General features: G+C 69.8%; 18 protein-coding genes. 3 read left to right on the top strand and 15 right to left on the bottom strand.

Annotation, left to right across the window (positions count from 1 at the left end; all coding sequences use genetic code 11):
* Window positions 1-16 precede the first annotated feature (16 nt).
* The 15 genes from K9U41_RS00430 to K9U41_RS00360 form a co-directional block, all read right to left on the bottom strand.
* On the bottom strand, window positions 17-1723 hold the full coding sequence (locus K9U41_RS00430) for a GMC family oxidoreductase (protein ID WP_282638866.1): 1707 nt from the start codon (window positions 1721-1723) through the stop codon (window positions 17-19).
* 108 nt (window positions 1724-1831) lie between these two features.
* Complete coding sequence (locus tag K9U41_RS00425; RefSeq protein WP_282638865.1) at window positions 1832-3295, bottom strand: aldehyde dehydrogenase family protein; 1464 nt, start codon at window positions 3293-3295, stop codon at window positions 1832-1834.
* Between the two features lie 28 nt (window positions 3296-3323).
* Window positions 3324-5048, bottom strand: a complete 1725-nt coding sequence (locus tag K9U41_RS00420; protein ID WP_282638864.1) for a thiamine pyrophosphate-binding protein — start codon at window positions 5046-5048, stop codon at window positions 3324-3326.
* 65 nt (window positions 5049-5113) lie between these two features.
* Window positions 5114-6454 carry an MFS transporter gene (locus K9U41_RS00415; protein WP_282638863.1) on the bottom strand — a complete coding sequence of 447 codons (1341 nt, stop codon included), beginning with the start codon at window positions 6452-6454 and terminating at the stop codon, window positions 5114-5116.
* Window positions 6455-6487: 33 nt separating this feature from the next.
* A complete protein-coding gene (locus K9U41_RS00410; RefSeq protein ID WP_282638862.1) occupies window positions 6488-7294 on the bottom strand; it encodes an enoyl-CoA hydratase/isomerase family protein in 807 nt (268 codons plus the stop codon).
* Between the two features lie 62 nt (window positions 7295-7356).
* A complete protein-coding gene (locus K9U41_RS00405) occupies window positions 7357-8904 on the bottom strand; it encodes an AMP-binding protein (protein WP_282638861.1) in 1548 nt (515 codons plus the stop codon).
* Window positions 8897-9415 (bottom strand): (2Fe-2S)-binding protein, encoded by a 519-nt coding sequence (locus K9U41_RS00400; protein ID WP_282638860.1) that lies wholly within the window; start codon window positions 9413-9415, stop codon window positions 8897-8899. The genes K9U41_RS00405 and K9U41_RS00400 overlap by 8 nt, the downstream gene beginning before the upstream one ends.
* Complete coding sequence (locus K9U41_RS00395; RefSeq protein WP_282638859.1) at window positions 9403-10227, bottom strand: FAD binding domain-containing protein; 825 nt, start codon at window positions 10225-10227, stop codon at window positions 9403-9405. The genes K9U41_RS00400 and K9U41_RS00395 overlap by 13 nt, the downstream gene beginning before the upstream one ends.
* Window positions 10224-13235 carry a xanthine dehydrogenase family protein molybdopterin-binding subunit gene (locus K9U41_RS00390; RefSeq protein WP_282638858.1) on the bottom strand — a complete coding sequence of 1004 codons (3012 nt, stop codon included), beginning with the start codon at window positions 13233-13235 and terminating at the stop codon, window positions 10224-10226. The genes K9U41_RS00395 and K9U41_RS00390 overlap by 4 nt, the downstream gene beginning before the upstream one ends.
* A 192-nt stretch (window positions 13236-13427) precedes the next feature.
* On the bottom strand, window positions 13428-14267 hold the full coding sequence (locus K9U41_RS00385) for an AraC family transcriptional regulator (protein WP_282638857.1): 840 nt from the start codon (window positions 14265-14267) through the stop codon (window positions 13428-13430).
* A 16-nt stretch (window positions 14268-14283) separates the two neighbouring features.
* Entirely contained in the window at window positions 14284-15057 is a 774-nt protein-coding gene (locus K9U41_RS00380) for an ABC transporter permease (protein ID WP_282638856.1), read from the bottom strand.
* A complete protein-coding gene (locus K9U41_RS00375) occupies window positions 15057-15893 on the bottom strand; it encodes an ABC transporter ATP-binding protein (protein WP_282638855.1) in 837 nt (278 codons plus the stop codon). Before K9U41_RS00375 ends, K9U41_RS00380 begins: the two co-directional genes overlap by 1 nt.
* 123 nt (window positions 15894-16016) lie before the next feature.
* Window positions 16017-17057 carry an ABC transporter substrate-binding protein gene (locus K9U41_RS00370; protein ID WP_282638853.1) on the bottom strand — a complete coding sequence of 347 codons (1041 nt, stop codon included), beginning with the start codon at window positions 17055-17057 and terminating at the stop codon, window positions 16017-16019.
* A gap of 173 nt (window positions 17058-17230) precedes the next feature.
* Window positions 17231-18661: a UbiD family decarboxylase gene (locus K9U41_RS00365; protein WP_432715704.1), complete on the bottom strand. Its 1431-nt coding sequence runs from the start codon at window positions 18659-18661 to the stop codon at window positions 17231-17233.
* A 72-nt stretch (window positions 18662-18733) separates the two neighbouring features.
* Entirely contained in the window at window positions 18734-19348 is a 615-nt protein-coding gene (locus tag K9U41_RS00360) for a UbiX family flavin prenyltransferase (RefSeq protein WP_282638852.1), read from the bottom strand.
* Window positions 19349-19630: 282 nt separating this feature from the next.
* Between K9U41_RS00360 and K9U41_RS00355 the strand changes: the two genes are divergently transcribed.
* From K9U41_RS00355 to K9U41_RS00345, 3 genes are all read left to right on the top strand, one after another.
* A complete protein-coding gene (locus K9U41_RS00355; protein WP_282638851.1) occupies window positions 19631-20629 on the top strand; it encodes a LysR family transcriptional regulator in 999 nt (332 codons plus the stop codon).
* Window positions 20630-20697: 68 nt separating this feature from the next.
* Window positions 20698-21990, top strand: coding sequence for an alpha-hydroxy acid oxidase (locus K9U41_RS00350; RefSeq protein WP_282638850.1), 1293 nt, complete (start codon window positions 20698-20700; stop codon window positions 21988-21990).
* A 53-nt stretch (window positions 21991-22043) separates the two neighbouring features.
* Complete coding sequence (locus K9U41_RS00345; RefSeq protein ID WP_282638849.1) at window positions 22044-23450, top strand: FAD-binding oxidoreductase; 1407 nt, start codon at window positions 22044-22046, stop codon at window positions 23448-23450.
* The last annotated feature ends 80 nt before the right edge of the window (window positions 23451-23530 follow it).

The raw sequence follows: 23530 nt of genomic DNA, 5'->3' as shown, positions 1-23530 counted from the left end.
GTCTGTGGCCTAGCCTTCAGAGACGGCCGGCGAGATGGTCGGCGATCTTCTCGGCGATCATGATTACCGGTATGTTGGTATTGGCTGTCGGCAGGCGCGGCATCACCGAGGCGTCCGCCACATGGATGTTGTCGGTGCCGATGACGCGGCCCTGGGGATCGACCACCGCCTGCGGGTCCGCCGCATCGCCCATGCGGCAGGTGCCGCTGGCGTGCCACACGCCGAAGACGTGGCCGCGCACGAACGCTTCCAGCCGCGCCTCGTCGCCGACGATCTCGGCCAGGGACGCGCCCTGCGACAGGAAGCGGCGCAGGGCGGGCTGGCGCAGCGCCGCCGGCACGTCCAGCAGCGCGCCGAGCCCCGCCGTGACCAAAGCGTTGGCGCGCGACACCCGGCTCAGGCGCTTGATGAAGGGCGAGAAGGCGGCGGGGAACAGGTCGCCGGGATCGGGATTGAGCGCTTCGCTGGCGAGCAGGGGGAGCAGGGTGCGCACCCCCGCCATCATCCGGGCGAGGTCGGAGGGGTTGCTCAGCAGGTCGAGGTCGGCCTCCGGATAGATCGCCGGATCGGGGGAGACGAGGCGGACCCGGCCGCTCGACTTCGGCCGGTTGCACCACAGGAAATAGAGCGCCAGCCGTCGTCCGAGCCCATGCCAGCCGGCCCGGGCCGAGGCGGTGGCATACAGGTCGGAGGCTTCGCCCCCGTCGATGCCCGATGAAAAGCGCAGGGCGGCGAAGCCGGCGCGCCGGTGGGGGGCCGGAAGGCGCAGGTGGCGCGGCAGATACTGGCAGAAGGTGAGGGCGGGGTGGTCGCGCAGGTTCTGCCCCACCCCCGGCCGGTGAACGGCCACCGGGATGCCGAGCGCCGCCAGCGCCGCGCCGTCGCCGATGCCCGCGCGCATGAGGATGGCGGGAGTCTGGAGCGCGCCCGCCGTCACCGCCACGCGGCCGGCCGAGACGCGGAGCCTTTCCCCGTCGCGCTCCAGTTCCACGCCATTTGCCCGCGTTCCTTCCAGGAAGAGGCGCAGAAGCTGCGTCCGGGGCCAGATGGCGAGGTTCGGGCGTGCCCGCGTCGCCGGATCGAGATAGGCGACGGCGGTGGAGACCCGCTGGCCGTTCTCGGCGTTGAAGGCGGTGGGGAAGACGCCGTCCTCGCATTCGCCGTTCTGGTCCAGCCGGCGCGGCAGTCCGCCCGAAGCGAACGCGGTCGTCGCCGCCTCGGCGAAGGCCGGCCAGTGGGGCGGCAGGATGCGGCGGATGGGAATGGGTCCGTCCCGGCCGTGGAGCGGGCCGTCGAAGTCGAGGTCCCGCTCCAGCCTGCGGAAATAGGGCAGCACGTCGGCCCAGGCCCAGCCGGCGGCGCCCAGTTCCGCCCACTCGTCATAGTCGCGGGGCAGGCCGCGATTGGCCGACTGCACGTTGATGCTGGAGCCGCCGCCCATGATGCGCCCCTGCTCGTAGGCGCGCTTGCCGCGGGTGCCGTCCGCGCGGCGGGTGGTGAAGGCCGTCAGGCCGGGCCAGATGAAGCGGTCGCCGTGGAACAGGCCCATGGGATAGGCATCGGCGATGGCGGCGGGGACGGCGCCGGGCGGCGTGTCCGCCCCCGCTTCCACCAGCAGGACCCGATGGCGGGGATCGGCGGACAGGCGGTTCGCCAGCACGCAGCCGGCGGAGCCGCCGCCGATGATGACCGTGTCGAAGAAGGCCGTTTCGGGGAGGGCCATGGCGTGCCTGCTCCTGCGGCCTGAGGGCCGTGGCTGGGAGGGGTCGGGAACGATGGGGAGGGCGATATCCGGACGGCCCCGGCTTGCAACCGGCGCCGCGGGGCCGGCTCAGACGACGCCGGCGTCCTGGTAGATGTGCTTGATCTCCATGAAGTCGATCAGGGCGTCATAACCGTGCAGGCGGCCGAGGCCGCTCCTGCGATAGCCGCCGGTCTCGGCTTCCGCGAACAGCTTGTTGTGGTCGTTGATCCACACCGTGCCGTTGCGCAGCGCCCGCGCCACGCGCATGGCCCGCGCGCCGTCCCGGGTCCAGACCGAGGCGGAGAGGCCGTAGTCGGAATGGTTGGCGCGGCGCACCGCGTCGGCCTCGTCGGCGAAGCGCTCGAGGACGACGAGGGGGCCGAAGATCTCCTCCTGCACGAAGAAGGCGCCGGTGTCCTCATGGGCGAGCAGGGTGGGGGTGAGGAAGGCGCCGGCCTGAAGCGCGCCGCCGGGGCGGGTGCCGGCCAGCACCACCTCGTCCGCCGCGTCCATGGCCTCGACGATGCGCCGGTCCACCTGGTCGCGCGCCGCGGCATCCACCAGAGGCCCCATCTGGGAACCATCCGCGTCGCCCGGCGCCACCTTCAGGGCGGCAAGGGCGGCCTTCAGCGCGGCCTTCATGGCGGCGTAGCGGCTTTCGTGCACCAGCACGCGGCGGGCGGCGGTGCATTGCTGGCCGGAGATGATGGTGGCGGCGGCGGCGAGCTTCGGCGCCACCTCGGCCATGTCCGCATCCTCGAACACGAGGCAGGCCGACTTGCCGCCCAGCTCCAGCGACAGCTTCTTCATGGTGGGGGCGGCATCGGCCATGATGCGGGCGCCGGTGGCGTTGGAGCCGGTGAAGGAGATCACGTCCACCTCCGGCGACGTGACGAGGGTCTGCGCCACCGCATGGCCGGTCTCGCTGACGAGGTTGACGACGCCCTGCGGCAGCCCGTCCGCCTCGGCGAGGGTGCGGATGATCGCGGCGGTGACCAGCGCGGTCTGCGGGGCGGGCTTCACCACCGCCGTGCAGCCGGCCGCCAGCGCCGGGGTGAGCGCGCGGATGAGCAGCACCGCCGGCGCGTTCCACGGGATGATGAGGCCGGCCACCCCCGCCGGCTCCTTCAGCAGGGTGGAATAGGCGCCGGGCTCCACCTCGAACACATGGCCGGGAATAAAGCGGGCGAGCCCCGCATAATAGCGGATCTCGGAGATGGAGCCGGCGATCTCGCCCCGCGACTGGGCCAGCGTCTTGCCGTTTTCCGCCGTGAGCAGGCGGGCGAGGTCCTCCGCCCGCTGCTCCATGGCGTCGGCCCAGCGCAGCATCACCATCTGCCGCAGGCGCGGCGCCTGGGCCCACTGCGGCCGCTCGAACGCCCGGCGGGCGGCGGCGATGGCGGCGTCCGCATCCGCCTTGCCGCTGGCCGGGAAATGACCGAGCGCGGCGCCGGTGGCCGGATCGAAGCTGACCGCGGTCTCGCCGGAGGCGGCGCCCTGCCAGGCGCCGTCGATGAGGTTCTGCGCGCGGATGGTGGTGATGGCGTTCATGGGTGGTCCTCCCCGCCGTTCGGCGGCGTTATGTTTTGCCATGGCCGGCCTTCAATGCAGCCTCGCGCAGGCCGGTGAGGGTGGCGGACGGCGTGATGGCCTCGGGATCGATGACAAGCTCAAGCAGGGCCGGCTTGTTGGTCTCGGCGGCGAAGGCGCGGGCGCGGGCAAAGGCATCGGCGAAGGCGGCGGTTTCCTCGACCCGCTCGCCGAAGGCGCCATAGGCCCGTGCCAAGGCGGGAAAGTCGGGGTTCTCCAGCGTGGTGGCGAACACCCGGCCGGGATATTCCTTCTCCTGGTGCATGCGGATGGAGCCGTAGATGCCGTTGTTCACCACCATCACCACCACGCCGGCGCCATACTGGCAGGCGGTGGCCAGCTCCTGCCCGCTCATCTGGAAGCAGCCGTCGCCGGCGAAGCAGATCACGTCGCGCGCGGGCTCAAGGAGTTTGGCGGCGATGGCGGCCGGCAGGCCGTAGCCCATGGCGCCGGAGGTGGGGGCAAGCTGGGTGCGGAAGCCGCCATAGCGATGGAACTTGTGGACCCAGATGGCGTAGTTGCCGGCGCCGTTGGTGAGGATGGCATCCTGCGGCAGGGTCGCCCGCAGATGCATCATCACCGCGCCGAGATCGAGCCGGCCCGGCATGGTGCCCGGCGTCTGGTCGGCGAGATAGTCGGCGCGGGCGGCCTTCACCGCGGCGCTCCATGGCGCCGGGGCATGCCAGCCCGCCGGGCCCTTGGGCTTCAGCGCGGCGGCCGCGGCGGCGAACTCGCGCAGGCCGGCATTGATGGGCAGGTCGGCCTGATAGACCCGGCCCAGCTCCAGCGGATCGGCATGGACATGGATGAAGCGCTGCGCCGGGCGCGGCAGCTCGAACAGGGTGTAGCCGGCGGTGGTGGTCTCGCCGAGGCGCGGACCCACCGCCAGGATCAGGTCGGCGGCGCGGATGCGCGCCACCAGCTTCGGGTTCGGCCCCAGCCCCGCATGGCCCACATAATTGGGATGGTGGTTGTCGAGGATGTCCTGCCGCCGGAAAGCCGCCGCCACCGGCAGGTCGAAGGCTTCCACGAAGCGCTGGAAGTCGCGGCAGGCCTTGGCATCCCAGCCGCCGCCGCCGACGATGACGAGGGGGCGCTCGCTGGCCTCCAGCATGGCGGCGAGGCGGGCAAGGTCGTCGGCACCGGGATGGGCGGCGACACGCTTGAAGGCTTCAGCATCGGTGACTTCAGCTGCGGCCCCCAGCACGTCCTCGGGCAGGGCCACCACCACCGGGCCGGGCCGGCCGGAGACGGCCACATGGAAGGCGCGGGAGACCAGTTCGGGAATGCGCTCCGGCCGGTCCACCTCCACCACCCACTTGGCCATGCCGCCGAACATGGCGGGATAGTCCACCTCCTGCCACGCCTCCCGCCCGCGCATGGTGGAACCCACCTGCCCGATGAACAGGATGAGCGGGGTGGAATCCTGCGAGGCGGTGTGGATGCCGATGGCGGCATGGCTCGCGCCCGGCCCGCGGGTGACGAAGCACACCCCGGGCCGCCCGGTGAGCTTGCCATAGGCTTCCGCCATGTTGGCCGCCGCCGCCTCGTGGCGGGTGACGATGGTGCGGATGCTGTCAGCGGCACCGGCGAGGGCATCGATGGCGGGCAGGAAGCTCTCGCCCGGCAGGCAATAGACGGTATCGACGCCGTGGACCTTCAGTGCGTCCACCAGGATCTCGCCGCCGGAGCGGATATTCGCGGAATGCTGCATTGTCTGGCCCGTGAAGGGAAAGGGTGGCCTGCGCCGGATGAGGGACACCGGCACAGGCTTCAACTTTAGCGGAAATTGCCCTTGGTCTCCGGTATGATCAGCGTGCCGACGAGGTAGAGCGCGAACACGCCGACGGCGAAGATGGCGAGCGACAGGGGGATGTCGGCGGGCGTCGCGCTGGCCAGCGACACGAAGGTGGGCATCATGCCACCCACGGCGAAGCCGATGTTCCACGACAGTCCGGTGCCGGTGGCCCGCATGGCGGTGGGAAAGCGCTCGTTGAGGAAGATCAGCACCGGCGCGTAGCCCGCATTGCCGATGAAGGCGATGCCAAGGGCATAGAACACGATGGTGGACAGATCGCCCGTCTTCGCCATGCCCAGGTAGAAGGTGGGCAGAAGGACGATGGCGAGCACGCCCACGATGAAGAACGTCTTCTTGCGGCCGATGATGTCGCTCAGCGTCCCCACCAGCACCGCCGCCACCAGCGCCGCCAGCGAGCAGGCCATCAGGATGTAGGACGACGTGGTGTTCGGCAGCTGGTTGATGAGCTTGAGGAAGGTGGGCATATAGCCGGAGGTGAGGTAATAGCCCGCGCCGCCGCCGATGGTGATGAACAGGTTCACCAGCAGCACGTTGCGGTAGCCCCCGGCGAACAGCTCCCTGAGCGGGGCGGACTGCCCCTTCTTCTGCGCCTTCTTCTTCTGTGCTTCCTTCCAGAACGGGGATTCTTCCAGGTTGCGGAAGATGAACCAGCCGAGGAAGGAGGAGAAGATGCCGGAGAAGAACATCACCCGCCATCCCATCTGCGCGAAGGCCTCGCCGGGGAACAGGGTGGAGGTGACGAGGAAGACGAAGGAGGCCAAGAGCGCGCCGATGCCCGCGCCGCCGCCACCCACCAGGCCCGACATGAAGCCGCGCCAGTTGGCGGGCACCGATTCCGTGCCGATGGTGTGGGTGGAGGCCACCACGCCGCCCACGAACACGCCCTGCACCAGCCGCAGCAGGATGAACAGCACCGGCGCGATCGCCCCCACCTGGTGGATGGTAGGCAACAGGCCGAACGCGGCGGTGGCGACTCCCACGCCCACGATGGCCACCAGCATGGCGCCCTTGCGGCCGTGCACGTCCGCGTAGTGGCCGAAGATCGCCGAGCCGATGGGCCGCATCAGCAGCGTCACCGCGAAGGAGGCGTAGACCGCCGCCAGCGACCAGGTGGGATGGGAGGAGGGGAAGAACAGCTGCCCCACCACGGGCGCCACATAGAGCAGGATGAACAGGTCGAACAGGTCGAGGGACCAGCCGAGGACCGAGGCGATGATCGCGCTCGTCCTCTGCCTTGTGCTTACTTCCATGACGGCGGGCGTTCCGGGCGCCTGGGCTGCGGGGACATCACTTGTGGCCATCTTGGTTTCCTCCTTGAGGGATTTTCTTTTGGCTCAGAGGCCGGTGAAGGCGGGCTTGCGCTTCTCGTGGAAGGCCTCGACGCCTTCCTTGAAGTCGTGGGATTGCCGCAGCCGGCTGTAGCAGTGGCCTTCCAGCTCGATGGCGATGGTGAGGGGGCTGTCCTCGGTGTCGTTGAGCAGCTTCTTCGCGGTGCGCTGGGCGATGGGGGAGAAGGCGACCAGCTCCGCCACCAGCGCGTCGGTGGCCGTTTCCAGGTCGGCGTCGGCCACCTTCTCGGTGGCGATGCCCCAGTCGAGGGCCTGCTGGGCGGAAATGCGCTTGGAGCGCATCACGATGTCCTTGGTGCGGGTAATGCCCACCATCTTCTGCAGCCGCGCCGAGCCGCCGGAGCCGGGGATCTGGCCCAGCTTCTGCTCGGGTAGGGCGTATTGGGTGGTGTCGGTGACGATGCGGAAATCGCAGGCCAGCGACAGCTCGAAGCCGACGCCGAAGCAATAGCCGCGATTGGCCGCGATCACCGGCTTGGCGGCGCGGGCGGGGGCGGCGATGTTCCAGGCCAGCTTCGAGACGTGCTCGGGGGTCGCCTCCATGAAGCCCTTGATGTTGCCGCCGGAGGAGAAATGCTCGCCGATGGCGCGCACCACGATGACCCGCACGCGCACATCTTCGTCCAGCGCCTCGAACACCAGGCGCAACTGGTCGCGCTGGGGCATGGCGACGATGTTGAAGGGCGGGCGGTCGAGGACGATGTCGGCGCGCGCGGCCGCCTCGTCGATCTCGACGCGGAAGCCGTCCAGGGCCGCGAGGCGGGGATCGGCGAAGGTCATCACGGAAGGCATGCTGGTCTCCTGGCTATCGAAATGGGGGGAGGGGCGGGGCGAGGGGCCGATCGCGCGGCCGGTCATGCGGCGCCCCGTTCGGAACCGGCCTCGGGCGTGTACTCGCCGGCCACCAGATGGCGGCGCAGCAGCTTGCCCACGGGCGATTTTGGGATGTCCGCGACGAACACGAAGCGGCGCGGCCGCTTGAAGTTGGCAAGGCCGGATTCGCGGCAGTAGCGGTCGAGTTCGTCGGTCTCCACCTCGGCCTTGCGCTTGATGAAGGCGACGACGATCTTGCCCCACTTCTCGTCGGGCAGGCCCACCACCGCCACCTCGGACACGGCGGGATGCAGCGACAGGCAGCTCTCGATCTCCACCGGCGAGACGTTCTCGCCGCCGGTGATGATCATGTCGTCCACCCGGCCGGTGACGAAGAGATCGCCGTCGGCATCGACGAAGCCGGTGTCGCCGGTGAAGTACCAGCCCTCGCGCAGGGCCTTGGCGTCGGCCTCGGGCCGGCGCCAGTAGCCCTCGAAGGCCTCGTCGCCGGCGAGCAGCGCGATGATCTCGCCTTCCTCGCCCGGCGCGGCGCATTCGTCCGGCCCGCGGGCACCGAGGCGCACCACGCGCACCATCTGGTTGATGCCGGCCCGCCCGGCGGAACCCGGCTTGCGGACCGCCTTCTGGTCGATGCTGAAGGTGTAGATTTCCGAGGAGCCGTAATGGTTCACGAACAATTCGGGGTGGAATGCCGCGTCGAGCTTCCTGAGCAGCCCGTCGGTCATGGAGGCGCCGGCAAAGCCGAGCTTGCGCACGCTTGTCACGTCCGTGCCGGCGAAGGCAGGATCTTGGACGAGGTCGTGGTAGAGGGTCGGGACCAGATAGAGGTTGGTGATGCGCTCGCGTGCGATGAGGGCGAGGGCGGTCCGGGTGTCGTAGCGCGGCAGGCACACGAAGGTGCCGCCGATGAGCGACATGGCGATGAGCGAGCGCACCCCCATGGTGTGGTAGAGCGGCATGACGCCCAGCGTCACCTCGCCCCGGCGATAGAGGTTCTGCGCCACATGGGCGACGGCGGCGGCGCGCTCCGCCCGGTGGCGGCGCGGCACCCCCTTGGGGCGCGACGTGGTGCCGGAGGTGTAGAGCATGATGGACCAGGCATCCGCGCCCACCCGGGCCTCGGGTTCTGCGCCATCGCCCGCCACCAGCTCCGCGAACGCGATGGCCCCGTCCGTCCTCGTGGTGCCGACGGCGATGCGCGCCAGGGTGCCGGCAAGGCGGCTCTCCCGCGCCGCATCGGCGGACACCTCCTCGAACACCAGGGCTTTTGCCTCGGCATTCTCGATGCAGAAATCGATCTCGTCGCCCTTGGCGCGCCAGTTGACGGGGGTGATGACCAGCCCGGCGAACTGGCAGGCCCAGTGCAGCGTCGCCGCCTCCCAGCGGTTCTGGAGCACGCTGACGAGGTGGTCGCCGGGCTTGAGGCCCAGCCGGTCGAACGAGGCCACGAGTGCCCCGATCCGGCCGAGCCACGCGCGGTAGGTGAGCCGAAGGTCCCCGTCCACCACCGCGATGGCGCCGGGATCGCGCGCCACGCTGGCGAGGAAGCTGGTGCCGAGATCAAGCATGGGCGGTTTCCCTTGTGGTCTTTCGCAGGTCCGCCGCCGCCTCCAGGGCGGCGCGGACGATGGGCGTGTAGCCGGTGCAGCGGCACAGATGGCCGGAGAGCAGGTCGCGCACTTGCGCTTCGTCCGGCTCCGGCGTCTCCCGCAGGAAGGCGTCCAGCGACATGAGGATGCCGGCGGTGCAGAAGCCGCATTGCAGGGCGTGATGGCGCCGGAAGGCGGCCTGGAGGATTGAGAGCCGGTCTGGCGCCGGGGCGAGGCCCTCCACGGTGCGCAGGGTCGAGCCGTCCACCTGCACCGCCAGCGTCAGGCAGGCGCGGGTGAGCATGCCGTCCACCTCGATGGTGCAGGCGCCGCACACGCCGTGCTCGCAGCCCACATGGGTGCCGGTGGCTCCGATCTCGTGGCGCAGGAAATCCGACAGCAGGATGCGCGGGCTGGCGAGGCCCTTCACCGGCCGGCCGTTGAGGGTGAACGCCACCAGGTGGCGCGCGTCGGCGCTCAGGCGCGGCATCGTGCGGCCTCCTCGATGGTGGAACGGCCGATGCGGCGCACCAGCTCGCGGCGGTAGCGCGCGCTCGCATGCACGTCGTCGCGGGCGTCCAGCTCGTAGGCGAAGGCGTTGAGCGCATCGTCGAGGGCGGTGCCCTCCAGATGCGGCCAGTCGCGCGCCACCGCCGTGTCGGCGACCCCGCCCACGGCGAGGCGGATGCCGTGGTCCGAGACAAGGGCGGCGCAGGCGACGATGGCGAAGTCGCCATGGCGTCGGGCGATCTCGCGGAAGGCGGTGCCTTCCCCGTTCGCCACCGGGAAGGAGACCGCCTCGATCATCTCGTCGTCGGCCTTTGCCGTGGCCATCATGCCGGTGAAGAACTCCGCCGCCGCCACTTTCCGCCGGCTCTTGGCGGCACGCAGGTGCACATGGCCCTTCAGCGCCACCAGGCACAGCGGCAGCTCGGCGCTGGGGTCGGCATGGGCGATGGAGCCGCACACGGTGCCGCGGCTGCGGGTCTGGACATGGCCGGTGAAGGGCAGGGCCTGCGCCACCAGCGGCAGGGTGCGCTCAAGTCCCGGCATGGCGAGCAGCCGCGCCTGCCGCACCCCGGCGCCCACCACCAGTTCGTCCTTGCGCTGCGCCAGTTCCGCGAGGGCCGGCACGCGCATGATGTCGATGATCACCCTGGGCCGGGCGAGGCGCATGTTCAGCATGGCCATGAAGGATTGCCCGCCGGCGAGGACGCGGGCCTCCGCGCCCTCGTTCCCCAGCACGCCCAACGCCTCGTCCAGGCTGTCGGCGCGCACATAACCGAAGGATGCGGGCTTCATGGCGCGCGCCCTCCCAGCAGCGCGGCAAGCCGGGCCAGGAGCCTTGCGAACAGCCGCGCGAAGAGGCCGGGCGTGGCCGCTCCGCCGCCGCCGGCCTTGCGGGCCAGCGCCGCGAAGAACTGGCCAATGATCACCTTGGCCGCGCCATCCAGCAGGCGCCCGCCCACGCTCGCCACCTTGCCGCCCACGAAGGCCTCGTAGGTGTAGGAGAGGTCGGTTCCGCCCGTGCCATCCGGCGTCAGGGTGATGCGGCCCGAACCGCCGCCGAAGCCGAGGTTCCCGTCCACCCGGCCGCCCAGCGTCACCGCGTTCGGCGGGTCGAGGTCGGAGAGGGCGACCTGCGCCTTGTAGCGGCCCTTCACCGGGCCGATGCCCAGCGTCACGTCGGCGCGGAACTCGGTGTCCGAGACCCTGGTGACGCCATGGGCGCCGGGGATGATGGAGTCCAGCGTCTGCGGGTCCAGCAGCATGGACCAGATGGCCTCGGGCGCGGCGCGCACATGGGCCTTGCCGGCGCCGCGCATGAGCTTTTCGCCCTTCGCCCCGCCGGCATGCGGAGCCGCAAGGGCGCGCGCGCCGGCGGGGGCGGGCGCCTCCGCACCGTGGATCAGGGCAGCGATGACGGAGGGCGCGAGGGGCAGGCGCACCTCGGCGACGCCAAGGGCGTCCGCCACCGCATTGGCGAGGCAGACCGGCGTGGACATGCAATTGCCTTCGCCCACTCCCTTGGCGCCGAGCGGGGTGAAGGGCGAGGGCGTCTGCGTATGGACGATGACCGGCTCGGGCACTTCCATGGCGGTGGGCACGAGATAGTCGGCGAAGGTGCCGGTCAGGAAGCTGCCGTCGGCGCCGTAGGCATATTCTTCCAGCAGAGCCGCGCCGAGCGCATGGGCGAAGCCGCCGCGGATCTGCCCATCCACCATGCCGGGGTGGAGGATGGTGCCGCAATCATGCGCCGTGACGTAGCGGTCGATGCGGACCGCGCCGGTGTCGCGGTCGATCTCGAGGCCGCAATAATCGAAGATGAAGCCGTGGCAGAGGGACGAGTTGATGTGGTCTTCGTCGTCGGCGGCGGTGAGTTCCGGCGGGGTCCAGAACACGGTCTCGCGGATGGTGGCGGCGGTGCCGTCCGGCAGCTGGCCGGGGGACCAGTGGGAGAGGGCGGCGACGCGGGAGAAGGCCAGCGCATTGGCGCGATTGTCCCGCGCGCAGAGCTTGCCGCCCGCGAACACGATTTCGTCCACCGGGACATTGAGCTGGGCCGCTGCGACGCGGGCGAGGCGCCCGGCCAGCTTGTCCGCCGCGAGCCTGGCGGCGCCCGCGACGGCGGCTGCGAAGCGGCTCGCATAATTGCCGGAGGCGATGGACCAGGCATCCTTCGCCGTGTCCATCTCCGCATTCACCTTGATGTCGGCCGGGGTGAGGCCGAACACGTCCGCCACCACCTGCGAGAGCACCGTGCGGTGGCCCTGGCCCTGGGGTACGGATGCCACATGCACGCTCACCGAGCCCACCGGATCGATGGCGATGGTGGCAGTGGCCTGGGCGCCGTTCTTGGGGCCGGCCTTGCGCCGTTCCTCCGCCGTGAGGACGGTGGCGATATAGCCCATGTTGGAGACCGAGGGCTCCACCACCGCCGCAAAGCCGATGCCGTAGAGCCGGCCCTCGGCGCGGGCGGCGTCCCGGCGCGCCATGAGGTCGTCGAGCCTGCCGGCGGCAAGGCCGGCTTCCAGCGTCGCCCGGTAGTCGCCGGAATCCAGCAGCGCGCCGGGGGCGGTGCGATAGGGGAAGGCCGTTGCCGGGATGAGGTTGCGGCGGATCACCTCCAGCGGATCGAGGCCGAGTTCCACGCCGATGCGCTGCATCAGCCGCTCGAGGGCGAAGTAGACCTGCGGCCCGCCGAAGCCCCGGTTGAGGCCGGTGGGGCATTTGTTGGTCACCACCACGCGGTTGCGCACCGCAAGGTTGCGGATGTCATAGGCGCCGGTGAGGTTGCCGTGCATGCGGTAGAGGGTGGCCGGCTCCGGCGCGCGCAGATGGGCGCCGCAATCCTCCACCTGGTCGAAATCGAGCGCGGTGATGCGCCCGTCCGCCGTCACGGCGGCGGCAAGCGTGGTGGCGCGGTTGGTGGCGCAGACCGAGGCCGACAGATGCTCCAGCCGGTCCTCGATCCACTTCACCGGTGCTCCCGCCACCCGCGCCGCCACCGCGCCGAGCACGATGTAGGGAAAGATGCCCTGCTTGATGCCGAAGGAGCCGCCGCTGTCGCGCGGGGTGCGCAGGCGCAGGCGATTGCCGGGCACCTTCAGCGCCCGCGCGATCACCGCATGGATGGAGAACGGCCCCTGGAAATTGGCGAGGACATCATAGGCGTCCTCGTGCGGGTCGTATTCGGCAAAAAGGCCGTAAGTCTCTATGGGCGTGCAGGAGTTTCGCGGATAGAGGATGGAGATGGCAACCCGGCGGTCGGCCCGCGCGAACGCACCCTCCGGGTCGCCATAGCGGAAGCTACGGTCGGAGGCGAGGTTGCGCGGGAAGCCCTCGTGCAGCAGCGGCGCGCCCTCGTCCAGCGCCGCCAGCGGATCCACCACGGCGTGGCGGCTGCGGTAGCTGACCTCGATGAGGTCGAGGGCGTCCTCGGCCACATAGCGATCCTCTGCGACCACCAGCGCCACCGGCTCGCCGACGAAGCGCACGCGCTCCACCGCCATGGGCCAGCACTGCACCGGCGCCTTCACCCCCACCACCAACGAGGTGGTGAGGCGCGCGATGTCCGCCCCCGTGAGCACGGCGGCGACACCGGGCAGCGCCTGCGCCGTCGAGGTGTCGATGGCGATGATGTCCGCGTGGGGGTGGGGGGAGCGCAGGATCGCCATGTGGAGCGTGCCGGGCTTCACCCCGAGATCGTCCAGATAGCGGCCGCGGCCGGTGAGGAGGGCGGCATCCTCCACGCGCTCGATGGCGCGGCCGACCCATCCGTCCGCCGTGTCGCGGGGCATGTCGAGCATTCCGGCGCTTCCCTGTTCCGCACCGCTTCGGCGGTTGCGTTTCGTTGGCGGGAAGGTGCCGGGCGGGCGCGGCGAGGGCCATGCCGAGCCGTCTCATCATTTACCGGGGAGTCTCATTTCCCATGGTGCGCTGCGGCGGAAACGGCGTCGTCCTGCCCTCCTTCGCGGCGGCCCGGGAGGGCGGGCAAACCCTTACAGCGCCATGCGGGAGATGGTGCGGAAGGCGCTCGGCGTTACGCCCGTATGGTCGCGGAAGAAGCGGGTGAAATGGGACGGCGCGGCAAAGCCCAGGCGCTCGCCGATGTCGGTGAAGCTGCCGTCCTCGGCGGTCACCGCCGCCACGGCCGCCTCGACCCGCATCACGTTGAGATAGATGCGCGGCGGCACATTGGTGGAGGCCTCGAACAGGCGGAAGAAGTGGGCGCGCGACAGGCCCGCCTCCTTCGCCATGGCGGTGGTGTCCACATCGTCGGCGAGGTTGGCGCGCATGCCCTCCACCACGCGGCGGATGCGCCAGTCCATGCGCCTTTGGCCGTCCAGGGCGCGGATGGAGAAGCTGCGCCACGGGGTGAAGCGCTCCACCACCGCGATCATCAGGTCGGCGTGCAGCGCCTCGTGCGTGGCCTTGGCATTGGGGCGGGCCATCATCTCCTCGGCCAGGTCATGGGCGAGGCGGTGGATGCGCGGCGAGATTTCCCCGCAGGGCTGCTCGAAGAAGCCGGGAATGCCGGAGGCGCCCCAGCCCGGCCGGAAGGTCTTCAGCCAGTCCGGCTCGATATAGAGGGCGAGGATGACCGTCTTCGGCCGTTCCGGATCGTGGACATAGGCGTGGGGCTCCCAGCCGTTCACCAGAACGGCGGTGCGATCGGTGAGGGGGACGATGCCCTCGCCGACCGCGAACGTGGTGTCCGCGCCTTCCACCTTCAGCAGCACGTGGCAGTGGGGATGGGCATGGCGCACGAGGGAGCGGTCCATGTCGAGGAGCGCCACCCGCCCGAACGCGCCATGCGCGATCCTCAAAGCATTGGACATGCGGCGCTCCCGTGCGTCAGGTCCTCGCCTTCCATGGGATCAGCAAACGCTCCACCTCGTCAATGATGGTCGAGAAGAGGAAGCCGAGCAGGGCGATTACGAGCAGTCCCACATACATGGTATCCACGGTGAGCACCTGCCAGGCATTCCAGATCATGTAGCCGATACCGTCCGAGGCGGCCACCATCTCCGAGATGGCGATGAGGATGAGCCCCATGCCCATGGCCAGCTTCACCCCCGCCATGATGGAGGGCAGCGCCCCCGGCAGGGCGATGGTGCGGAACACCTGCCAGCGGCTGGCGCGGAAATTGTGGCCCACGTCCAGGTAGATCTTGTCGATGTTGGCGACGCCCATCACCGTATTGATGAGGATGGGATAGAAGGCGCCCAGCGCCACCATCACCACCTTGGAGGTCTCGCCCAGCCCGAAGATGAGCAGCACGAGGGGCAGGATGGCGCTCTTGGGGATCGGGTAGGTGGCCGCGATCAGCGGGTCGATGGCGGCGCGCAGGGGGCGCGAGATGCCCATGGCGAGGCCGAGGAACAGCGCCGGCACCCCGCCCACCAGCATGCCGAGCAGGAGGCGCCGCAGGCTGGCGGTGAGGTTGGTCCACAATTCGCCCGAGGCGACGAGGGCGCCGAAGGTGTGCACGATGCTCGACGGCGCCGGGAAGAAGCGCGCGTCGATGAGGCCGGTGCGGGCCGCCGCCTCCCACAGGCCCAGCAGCGCGAGGGGCGTGAGGAAGCCGATGAACCGCTCCGCGCCGTAGAAGGTCCTCTGCTTCGCCATCACTTGCCTCCCTCGGAATTCAGGCGCGCGCGCTGCACTTCATCGCGCAATTGCTCCCAGATGTGGAACACAAGGTCGCCATAGGCGGGGTCGTGGCGTAGCTCCAGCACGTTGCGGGGGCGGGTGAAGGGCACGTCGATGATCGCCTTTTCGCGCCCCGGATTGGCGGTCATGATCATGATGCGGTCGCCCAGCGTCACCGCCTCGTCCACCGAATGGGTGATGAAGACCACGGTCTTCTTGGTGGCCTCCCAGATGCGCAGCAATTCTTCGTGCAGCAGCATTTTGTTCTGCTCGTCGAGGGCCGAGAACGGCTCGTCCATGAGCAGGATTTCCGGATCGTTGGCGAAGGCCCGCACGATGGAGACGCGCTGGCGCATGCCGCCGGAGAGCTGGTTGGGGTAGCGGTCGCGGAAGCGCCACAGGCCGATGCGCTCCAGCCACAGCTTCACGCTGTCCGCCACGTCCTTCTCCGCCACGCCGCGCATGCGCAGCCCGTAGGCGGCGTTGTCATACACGGTCATCCAGGGGAACAGGCTGTCGCCCTGGAACACCATGGAGTTCTCCGGCCGGCTGGGATCGCTCCGGCTGATGGTCATGGTGCCTTCGCTGATGCCCTCCAGCCCCGCGAGCATGCGCAACAGCGTGGTCTTGCCGCAGCCGGAGGGGCCGACGATGACGAAGAACTGGCCCTGGGGGATGTCGATATCGATGCCGTCCACGGCGACGAACCCGGACGATCCGAAATACTTGCGAACACCCCTGAGCGAGATCTGCACCGGTGCCTGATCCTGAACGGCATTCGGCTTCGGGCTGAGCATGCTGACGACGGCCATGGTTCTACTTCCTCCCGCTTGCGGATGACGCCCCGTGGCCGCCGCGGTGAAATCGGGCGTGGCGGATCGGGGTCTTGTGGTTGGCTTCGGGACGGGGCGCCGGGCGGCCCGGCGCCCCGCACGTCAGTTCTGCGCCGCCTTGTAGGGGCCGAGGACCTTCACCGCCGCGGTGGCGAACGAGGCGTCCACCACGTCTTCCACCCTGGCGGGGCGTTCGAGATATCCGTTCTCGGTGAAGAACTTGAGGTCGGCCGCAAGGCTCGGCATGTCCACGGCGCCGTCGGGGTTGATGCCGTTCGGGATCATCTTCGCGAACAGCTCGGCATCCTTCAGGCCGGTGGTGCGCATGATGGTCTTGATGACCTCCGGGGCGCCCTTGCCGTCGAACCTGCCGCCGGCGGTGGCGTCGTTGAAGATGCGGGCCGCCTTCACGTAGGCGACCATGAAGCGCTGGGCCGCCTCGCGCCGCTTGGCGATGAAGTCGCCGCCATAGAGCAGCACGGCCACCTGCTGGTTGGGATAGCCGTCCACCACGAAGCGCACGGCGACATTGTTGTTCGCCGCCTGGGTGGCGGAGGGCTCGGTGGTGATGGCGGCGTCGATGGCCCCGGTGGTGAAGGCGGCGATCTGCTGCGGATAGCCGATATAGATGTGGTTCACATCCTTGTAGGTGAGGCCGTGCGCGCCGAGGATGTGGGCAAGCTTGGCGTTGGTCGCCGCGCCCGGCCCCACGGAGCCAATCTTGAGGCCCTTCAGGTCGGCGACGGTCTTCACCTTGCCGCTGTCCACCAGATCCTTGCGGACCATCAGCGGCATGTAGTCAAAATGGACCGGGGTGGAGCCCTTGTCCGCCACCACCTTGATGTCGATGCCGCGCGCGGCGGCATTGTACAGCCCGGCGGAAGAGGCGCCCGCACCCACGTCGATCTGGCCGGCGCCCAGCGGCGCGATCATCTTCGGGCCGGAATCGAAGGTGACCAGTTCCACCTCCAGCCCCTGCTCGGCGAAGAAGCCGCGCTCGACGCCGAGGTGGAAGACCACGTCGGACACCACGTTGTTGATGCCCACCTTCACCTTGTCCGCAGCCTGGGCGGCGGCGGAGCCGAACAGGGCCGCGGCCAGCGCCCCGGCGGCAGCAAGGCCGCGTGTCGTCTTCAGGAACATTCCATCCTCCCGGTCTGGAGCGCGCGCCGATCAGCCTGGACCGCAGGCTGGTTGGACCCCGTGCTCTCTCTTTTGCTGTCCGGTCCACCTGCGGCGGCCGGCTTCTGCTGTTCTTCTTCTGCCACTCTTGTTTCGGCGCGCTCTGCGCCGGACGGCGTATCAGGTCGGTCGCTTCACGAAACCTGGGCGACGATGCGGGCGAAGGCGGCGTTGGGGTCCTTCACCAGCACCTCGGAGAGGTTCACCTCCTCCTCGCCCTTCACATGGATGCGGCGAAAGGCGAGGGGATCGTCGGAGAGCGGGGCGGTGGCATCAAGGCCCAGCTTGGCGCTGATGCCGTCCTGCGTCGACGGATCGAGCTTGGAGCCCTGCGCCCCCGCCACCACCACCATGTCGCGGTCCGCCTGGAAGCGGGTCGCGATCGCCCATTCGATCTCGTCGGGGCTGGAAATGTCCACGTCCTTGTCCACCACCACCACCTGCTTGATGTCATAATGGCCGCCGAAGGCACCCATGATGATGTTCTTGGGCTCGCCCTCGCTCACCTTGTCGATCTTCACCACCAGATGGTAGCGGCAGGTGCCGCCTCGGGTGAGGCGCACGTCGAGCACGTTCGGGAAGGAGCGCCTGAGGTGCTGGAGCAGCGTCGCCTCGCGGGGCACGCCGCCGAGCACCAGATGCTCGAAGCTGCCACCGACGATGGTGTGGAAAATGGGGTGCCGGCGATGGGTGACGGCGTCCACCTGGATCACCTCGCGGGCGGCACGTGGTCCGTAATATTGCGGGAATTCGCCGAACGGGCCCTCGGGCTCGCGCACCCTGGGCAGGATGCGGCCTTCCACCACGATTTCGGCGCAGGCCGGCACCCGCACCGCATTGGTCTTGCACTTCACCACCTCCACCGGGTGGCCCAGCAGCGCGCCGGCGATCTCCATCTCGTCCTCGTCGAGGGCGCAGATGGCCTGCGAGGCCAGAAGCAGCGCCGGGTGGACGCCGATGACGATGGCGATTTCCAGCCCCTCGCCGGCCTGCTCGGCCATGCGGTAATAGGCCAGGGTGTGACGCGGCAAGAGCAGCACGCCGATGCGGTCCGGCCCGCTGATCTGGCAGCGGTGGATGGAGACATTCTGGATGCCGGTGACCGGGTTGCGCGCGATCAGCAGCCCGGCGGTGATGTAGGGGCCGCTGTCCAGCTCGTTGTGCTTGGGAATGGGCAGCTGCTTCAGCAGGTCCACATCCGTGTGCACCACCTCCTGTGCCGCCGCCGAGGTCACTTCCACGCACGGCAGCGGGTCGCGCGCGGCGGCGAGGAAATGGGGGAGCAGCTCGTCTTCGGCGACGCCCAGCGCGTCGGCGACCCAGGCGCGCTGGGTGAAGAGATTGACCACCACCGGGATGTCGTGGCCGTCGGGCCGGGGAAACAGCACCGCCTTGTCCCGCTCCGTGCGCTTGGCCACGGCGGCGAGTTCGTCGATGAGGGAGACGTTGTCCTTCGCCACCGCCAGTTCCCCGCGCGCCGCGAGGGCGGCGAGCCAGGCACGCAGATCGGCGGGCGCCTGGGCGGGAACGGGACGGGAACGGGGCTCGCTGCGCATGGTCGTCATCTCTCGGTCGTCTGGATGGCTTGGGCGGGCAGGCAGGCTCGGCCCGTCCCGGCTGCAATTCAGGGCTTCACCTCACGGCTTGACTTGCCGCAGCGGCGGCGTGCGGCGCTTGAGGTCGGCGTCCTCGCCCCAGCGGCGCACGATGCCGAGATCGATGTCGAACAGGTCGAGCACGCGCCCGACCGTGTGGTCGATGAGGTCTTCCAGGCTCGCCGGCTTGGCGTAGAAGGCGGGCACCGGCGGGGCGATGATGGCGCCCATCTCGGACAGCGCCGTCATGGTGCGCAGGTGGCCGGTGTGCAGCGGGGTCTCCCGCGCCATCAGCACCAGGCGCCGGCGCTCCTTCAGCACCACGTCGGCGGCGCGGGTGAGCAGGGTGGAGGTGACGCCCGAGCAGATCTCCGACATGGAGCGCATGGAGCAGGGCGCCACCACCATGCCCATGGTGCGGAACGAGCCGGAGGAGATGGCGGAGGCCATGTCGTCGATGGAATGGGTGACGTTGGCCATGGCCTTCACGTCGGCGATCTTCAGGTCGGTCTCGTAGGCGAAGGTGATCTCCGCCGTCTTCGACATGACGAGGTGGGTCTCCACCCCGGCATTGCGCAGGAGCTGGAGCATGCGCACGCCGTACATCACGCCCGAGGCGCCGGAAATGCCGATGATGAGCCGCTTCTGATCCTGCATGACGAGACCTTTGCGTGCCGACGGGCGGCGACGGGGAAAGCGTTCGGCATGCGGGACAAGCAAAGGGGTTCGACGCCGGGGCGCCGTTCCTTCCGTGCTGCTTCCTCCCGCGCCGACGTGCAGTTTCTGCCTTCTTGGCGCCGGACCCTGACGGAAAGGAAAGAGCCCGTTGATCAAGTCATAGATGACGTGGATAATCACTTCAAATAATGAATGATTATCGAGATGATCAGTCTCAATGATCATTGCGGCCGCAATGACGCCGCGCTCCGGAGGAACGCCATGGATCTCAGGCAGATGCAGTATTTTCTCTGCCTCGCGGAAACGCGGAACGTCACCCGCGCCGCGCGACAGCTCAACATCGTCCAGCCGGCGCTCAGCATGCAGATGGCCAAGCTGGAAGCGGAGTTCGGCCAGAAGCTGTTCGATCGCAGCGCCCACGGCGTCACCACCACCGTGGCCGGGGAGGCGCTGGTGCGGCTCATTTCCCCCATCGTGCGGGATGTGGAGCATGCCATGCAGGAGATGGCGCGGTTCGACGGCCGCGTCGCCGGCCGGGTGGTGGTGGGTCTCATCACCTCGGTGGCGCAGAGCACGCTGGCCAGTTCTTCCGCCCGCATCGCGGAGAGCTATCCGGACGTGGAGCTGTCCGCCTGCGAGGGCTATACCGAGACGCTGATGGACTGGGTCACCACCGGCCAGCTGGACCTCGCCATCATCAACGTGCCGCGCCACATGCGCGGGCTGGCGGCCCATCACGTGCTCGACGAGGAGATGGTGTTCGCCTGCCGGAAGGACTCCCCCCTCGCAGTGCCGGCCGACCTCACCTTCGCCCATCTTGCCGGATGCGATCTGGTGATGCCCTCCAAGCGCCACGGCCTGCGCATGATCCTGGAGGACCAGGCGGCGGAGGCCGGCATCGAGCTGAAGCCGCGCATCGAGATCGACACCCTGTCCGCCATCTGCGAGGTGGTGGCGACCACCGGCCTTGTCACCGTGCTGCCCACCATCGCGCTGCATCAGGCGCTCGCCGCCGGCCGGGTGCGCGCCCATCATTTCGCCACGCCGCGGCTCGCGCGGTCCATCGCGGTGGTGCACCATCCGCGGCGGGCGGTGTCGGCGGCGGCCAATGCGGTGGTGGAGGTGATCCGCCGCGACCTGGTGGATGCGGCGGCCTCCGCCAGCGCCTTCGTGCATCCGTCCTCGGCCGGCGCGCCAAGGGTCCGCGCTCGCAAGCGGGGGGCTGTAATCACCTCAAGTGATCTTTCCGATAAAGCGTAATTATTTGCGGTGATGGCACGCCCCGCTCTACCAAGGGGGCAACCAGAACAGGACGAGGAAGCGCCGCCATGACGCAGACGCCTTCGGGAACGCTCCGGCAGGGCCCGGTGACGCCGGCGCCCGCGCGGCCCGCCGCGCAGGCATGGGGCGCGGGCTCCGGAACCAGCGACGCCGCCCGGCTGAAGCAGAAGATGCCGACCCTCGACTGTCTGGAGCGGGCGGCGCGGCGGCGCATCCCGCGCTTTGCGTTCGACTTCCTGGAGGGCGGCACCGGCGCGGACAAGGGCGTCGCGCGCAACCGCGCCGCCCTCGACGCGGTGGAACTGGTGCCGCGCTATGGCGCACCGGGGCCGGTGGAGACGCAGGTCGATCTGTTCGGCACGCGCTACAGCGCCCCCATCGGCATCTCGCCGGTGGGCATGGACACGCTGGTCTGGCCCGATGCCACCCGGCTGCTCGCGAAAGCGGCCGGCAAGGCGCGCATTCCCTACATCACCGGCACGCTGGCCGGCGCCTCCATCGAGGAGGTGGCGGCTCTGGCGGGCGACTGCACCTGGTTCCAGCTCTACGGGCTGCCGGGGCGGGACCATCTGGTGACCTTCGATCTGGTCCGCCGTGCGCAGGCGGCCGGCGCGCAGGCGCTGGTGGCGACGCTGGATGCGCCGGTGCGCTCCAAGCGCCCGCGCGATCTGGCCAACGGCCTCGTGGTGCCGTTCCGCACCACGGCACGCACGGTACGGGACGTGGCTTTCGCGCTGCCGTGGGCGCTGGCGCTGGCGAAGGCCGGCATGCCCGCCTTCGCCAACATGACGCCCTATGTGGAGCCGCCCGCCACCCAGGCGCGGACCGCCGGCTTCGTGCAGGGCGAGATCAAGGGCACCTTCTCGTGGGAGGTGGTGAAGCGCCTGCGGGAGGCCTGGCCGCGCGCTTTGGTGATGAAGGGCATCCTGCATCCCGCCGATGCGGAACAGGCGCTCGCCATCGGCGTGGACGGCATCCTGGTCTCCAACCATGGCGGCCGCCAGCTCGATGCGGCGCCGGCCGCCATCGACGTGCTGCCGGTCATCGCCGCCGTGGCGGGCAGCCGCGCCACCGTGCTCTACGACAGCGGCATCCGCTCCGGCCTCGATGTGGCGCGGGCGATGGCGCTGGGCGCCCACGGCACCTTCTGCGGCCGCGCCTTCCTCATGGGTCTTGCGGCGCTGGGGGAGGGCGGCGCGGATTATGTGGCGGAGATGCTGACGGAAGAGCTTCAGGTGGCCATGGGCCAGCTCGGCGCGCCGCGCCTGGGCGATCTGCCCGCCGTGGCCCGGCGCCATGCCGGCGCCTTCGCCTTCGATGCGCCGGGAGATGTGCGGTGACGGGAGTTCGCGCCACCGCGGCCGCTGCGTCCACCGCGCCTATGGAAGGTGCCTTGAGCCGTCTTAAGGAGATTGTCGGCCCCGCGGGCATCCTTGAGGAACCGGAGGAGATGGAGCCCTTCCGCGTGGGCTTCGGCGGCGCCTTCCGGGGCGAGGCGGCCCTCGTGCTGCGCCCGGCCTCCACGGCGCAGGTGGCGCAGGTGGTGGCGACGTGCGCGCAGGCGCGCATCCCCATGGTTCCGCAGGGCGGCAATACCGGCTTGGCCGGCGGCGCGCAGCCGGATGACTCGGGCCGTGCCGTCATCATCGCCCTTGACCGCATGCGGCGGGTGCGGGCCGTGGATGGGGCTAACGATACCCTCACCGTGGAGGCCGGCGTCACCCTCGCCGAGGTGCAGCAGGCGGCGCAGGCCGTCGACCGTCTGTTCCCGCTGTCGCTGGCCTCGGAGGGCTCGTGCCGCATCGGCGGCAACCTTGCCACCAATGCGGGCGGCACGCAGGTTCTGCGCTACGGCACCATGCGTGCGTTGACCCTCGGCATCGAGGCGGTGCTGCCGGACGGGCGCGTCTTCGACGCCTTGCGCGGCCTGCGCAAGGACACGGCCGGCTACGACATGAAGCAGGTCTTCATCGGCTCGGAAGGCACGCTCGGCATCATCACCGCCGCCGTCCTGCGGCTGTTCCCGCGCCCCCGGGTGGTGGAGACGGCCATGGCCGGGATCGCCGACGCCGCTGCCGCCATCCGCCTTCTGGGCCTTGCCCGCGCGCGGCTCGGCGAGGGGCTGTCGGCGTTCGAGCTGATGCGCGCGCCGAGCCTTGATTTCGCGGTTGCGGCGGTGCCGGGGCTGTCCTCTCCCTTCGCCGGTCGGCACGCCTGGTATCTGCTGATCGAGGCGAGCGGGCAGGCGGAGGGCGACGGGCTGCGGCAGGCGCTGGATGGAATGCTCGAAGCCGGTCTGGAGGAGGGGCTGGTGGAGGATGCGGTTGTCGCCGCCTCCGGCGAGCAGCGCCGCCGGCTCTGGGGCTTGCGCGAGGCGCAGGCCGAGGCCCAGAAGCACGCCGGGCGCGGGGTGAAGCACGACATCAGCGTGCCGGTCTCGGCCATCCCGGACTTCATCGCCCGCGCCGACACGGCGCTCCAGCGGGCCTTTCCCGGCATCCTGCCTTTCGCCTTCGGCCATGTGGGCGACGGCAACCTCCACTACAATCCCATCGTTCCACGGGACTGGAGCGAGGCGACGCGGGCGGCGCGGCAGGGCGAGATCAACCGCATCGTCCATGATGTGGTTGCCGCCCTCGGCGGCTCCATCAGCGCCGAGCACGGCCTCGGCCAGCTGCGCGTCGCCGAGGCGGAGCATTACAAGTCGGCGGTGGAGCTGGACCTGATGTGGGCTCTGAAAAGTGCGCTCGATCCCCACGGCCTGATGAACCCGGGCAAGGTGCTGCGGGCGCAGCCGTAGGGCGGCAGGCAGCCGAAAAACCCGTCGACACCGCAGGCGCGGCCCGGCTGGCCCGGGGCGCGGGACGGCGCGCGTGCGGG

The organism is Xanthobacter autotrophicus (assembly GCF_029991245.1).
GTDB classification, from domain to species: Bacteria; Pseudomonadota; Alphaproteobacteria; order Rhizobiales; family Xanthobacteraceae; genus Xanthobacter; species Xanthobacter autotrophicus_C.
The sequence above is the reverse complement of the archived record's forward strand: the minus strand, read 5'-3'. Positions and strand labels throughout refer to the sequence as shown.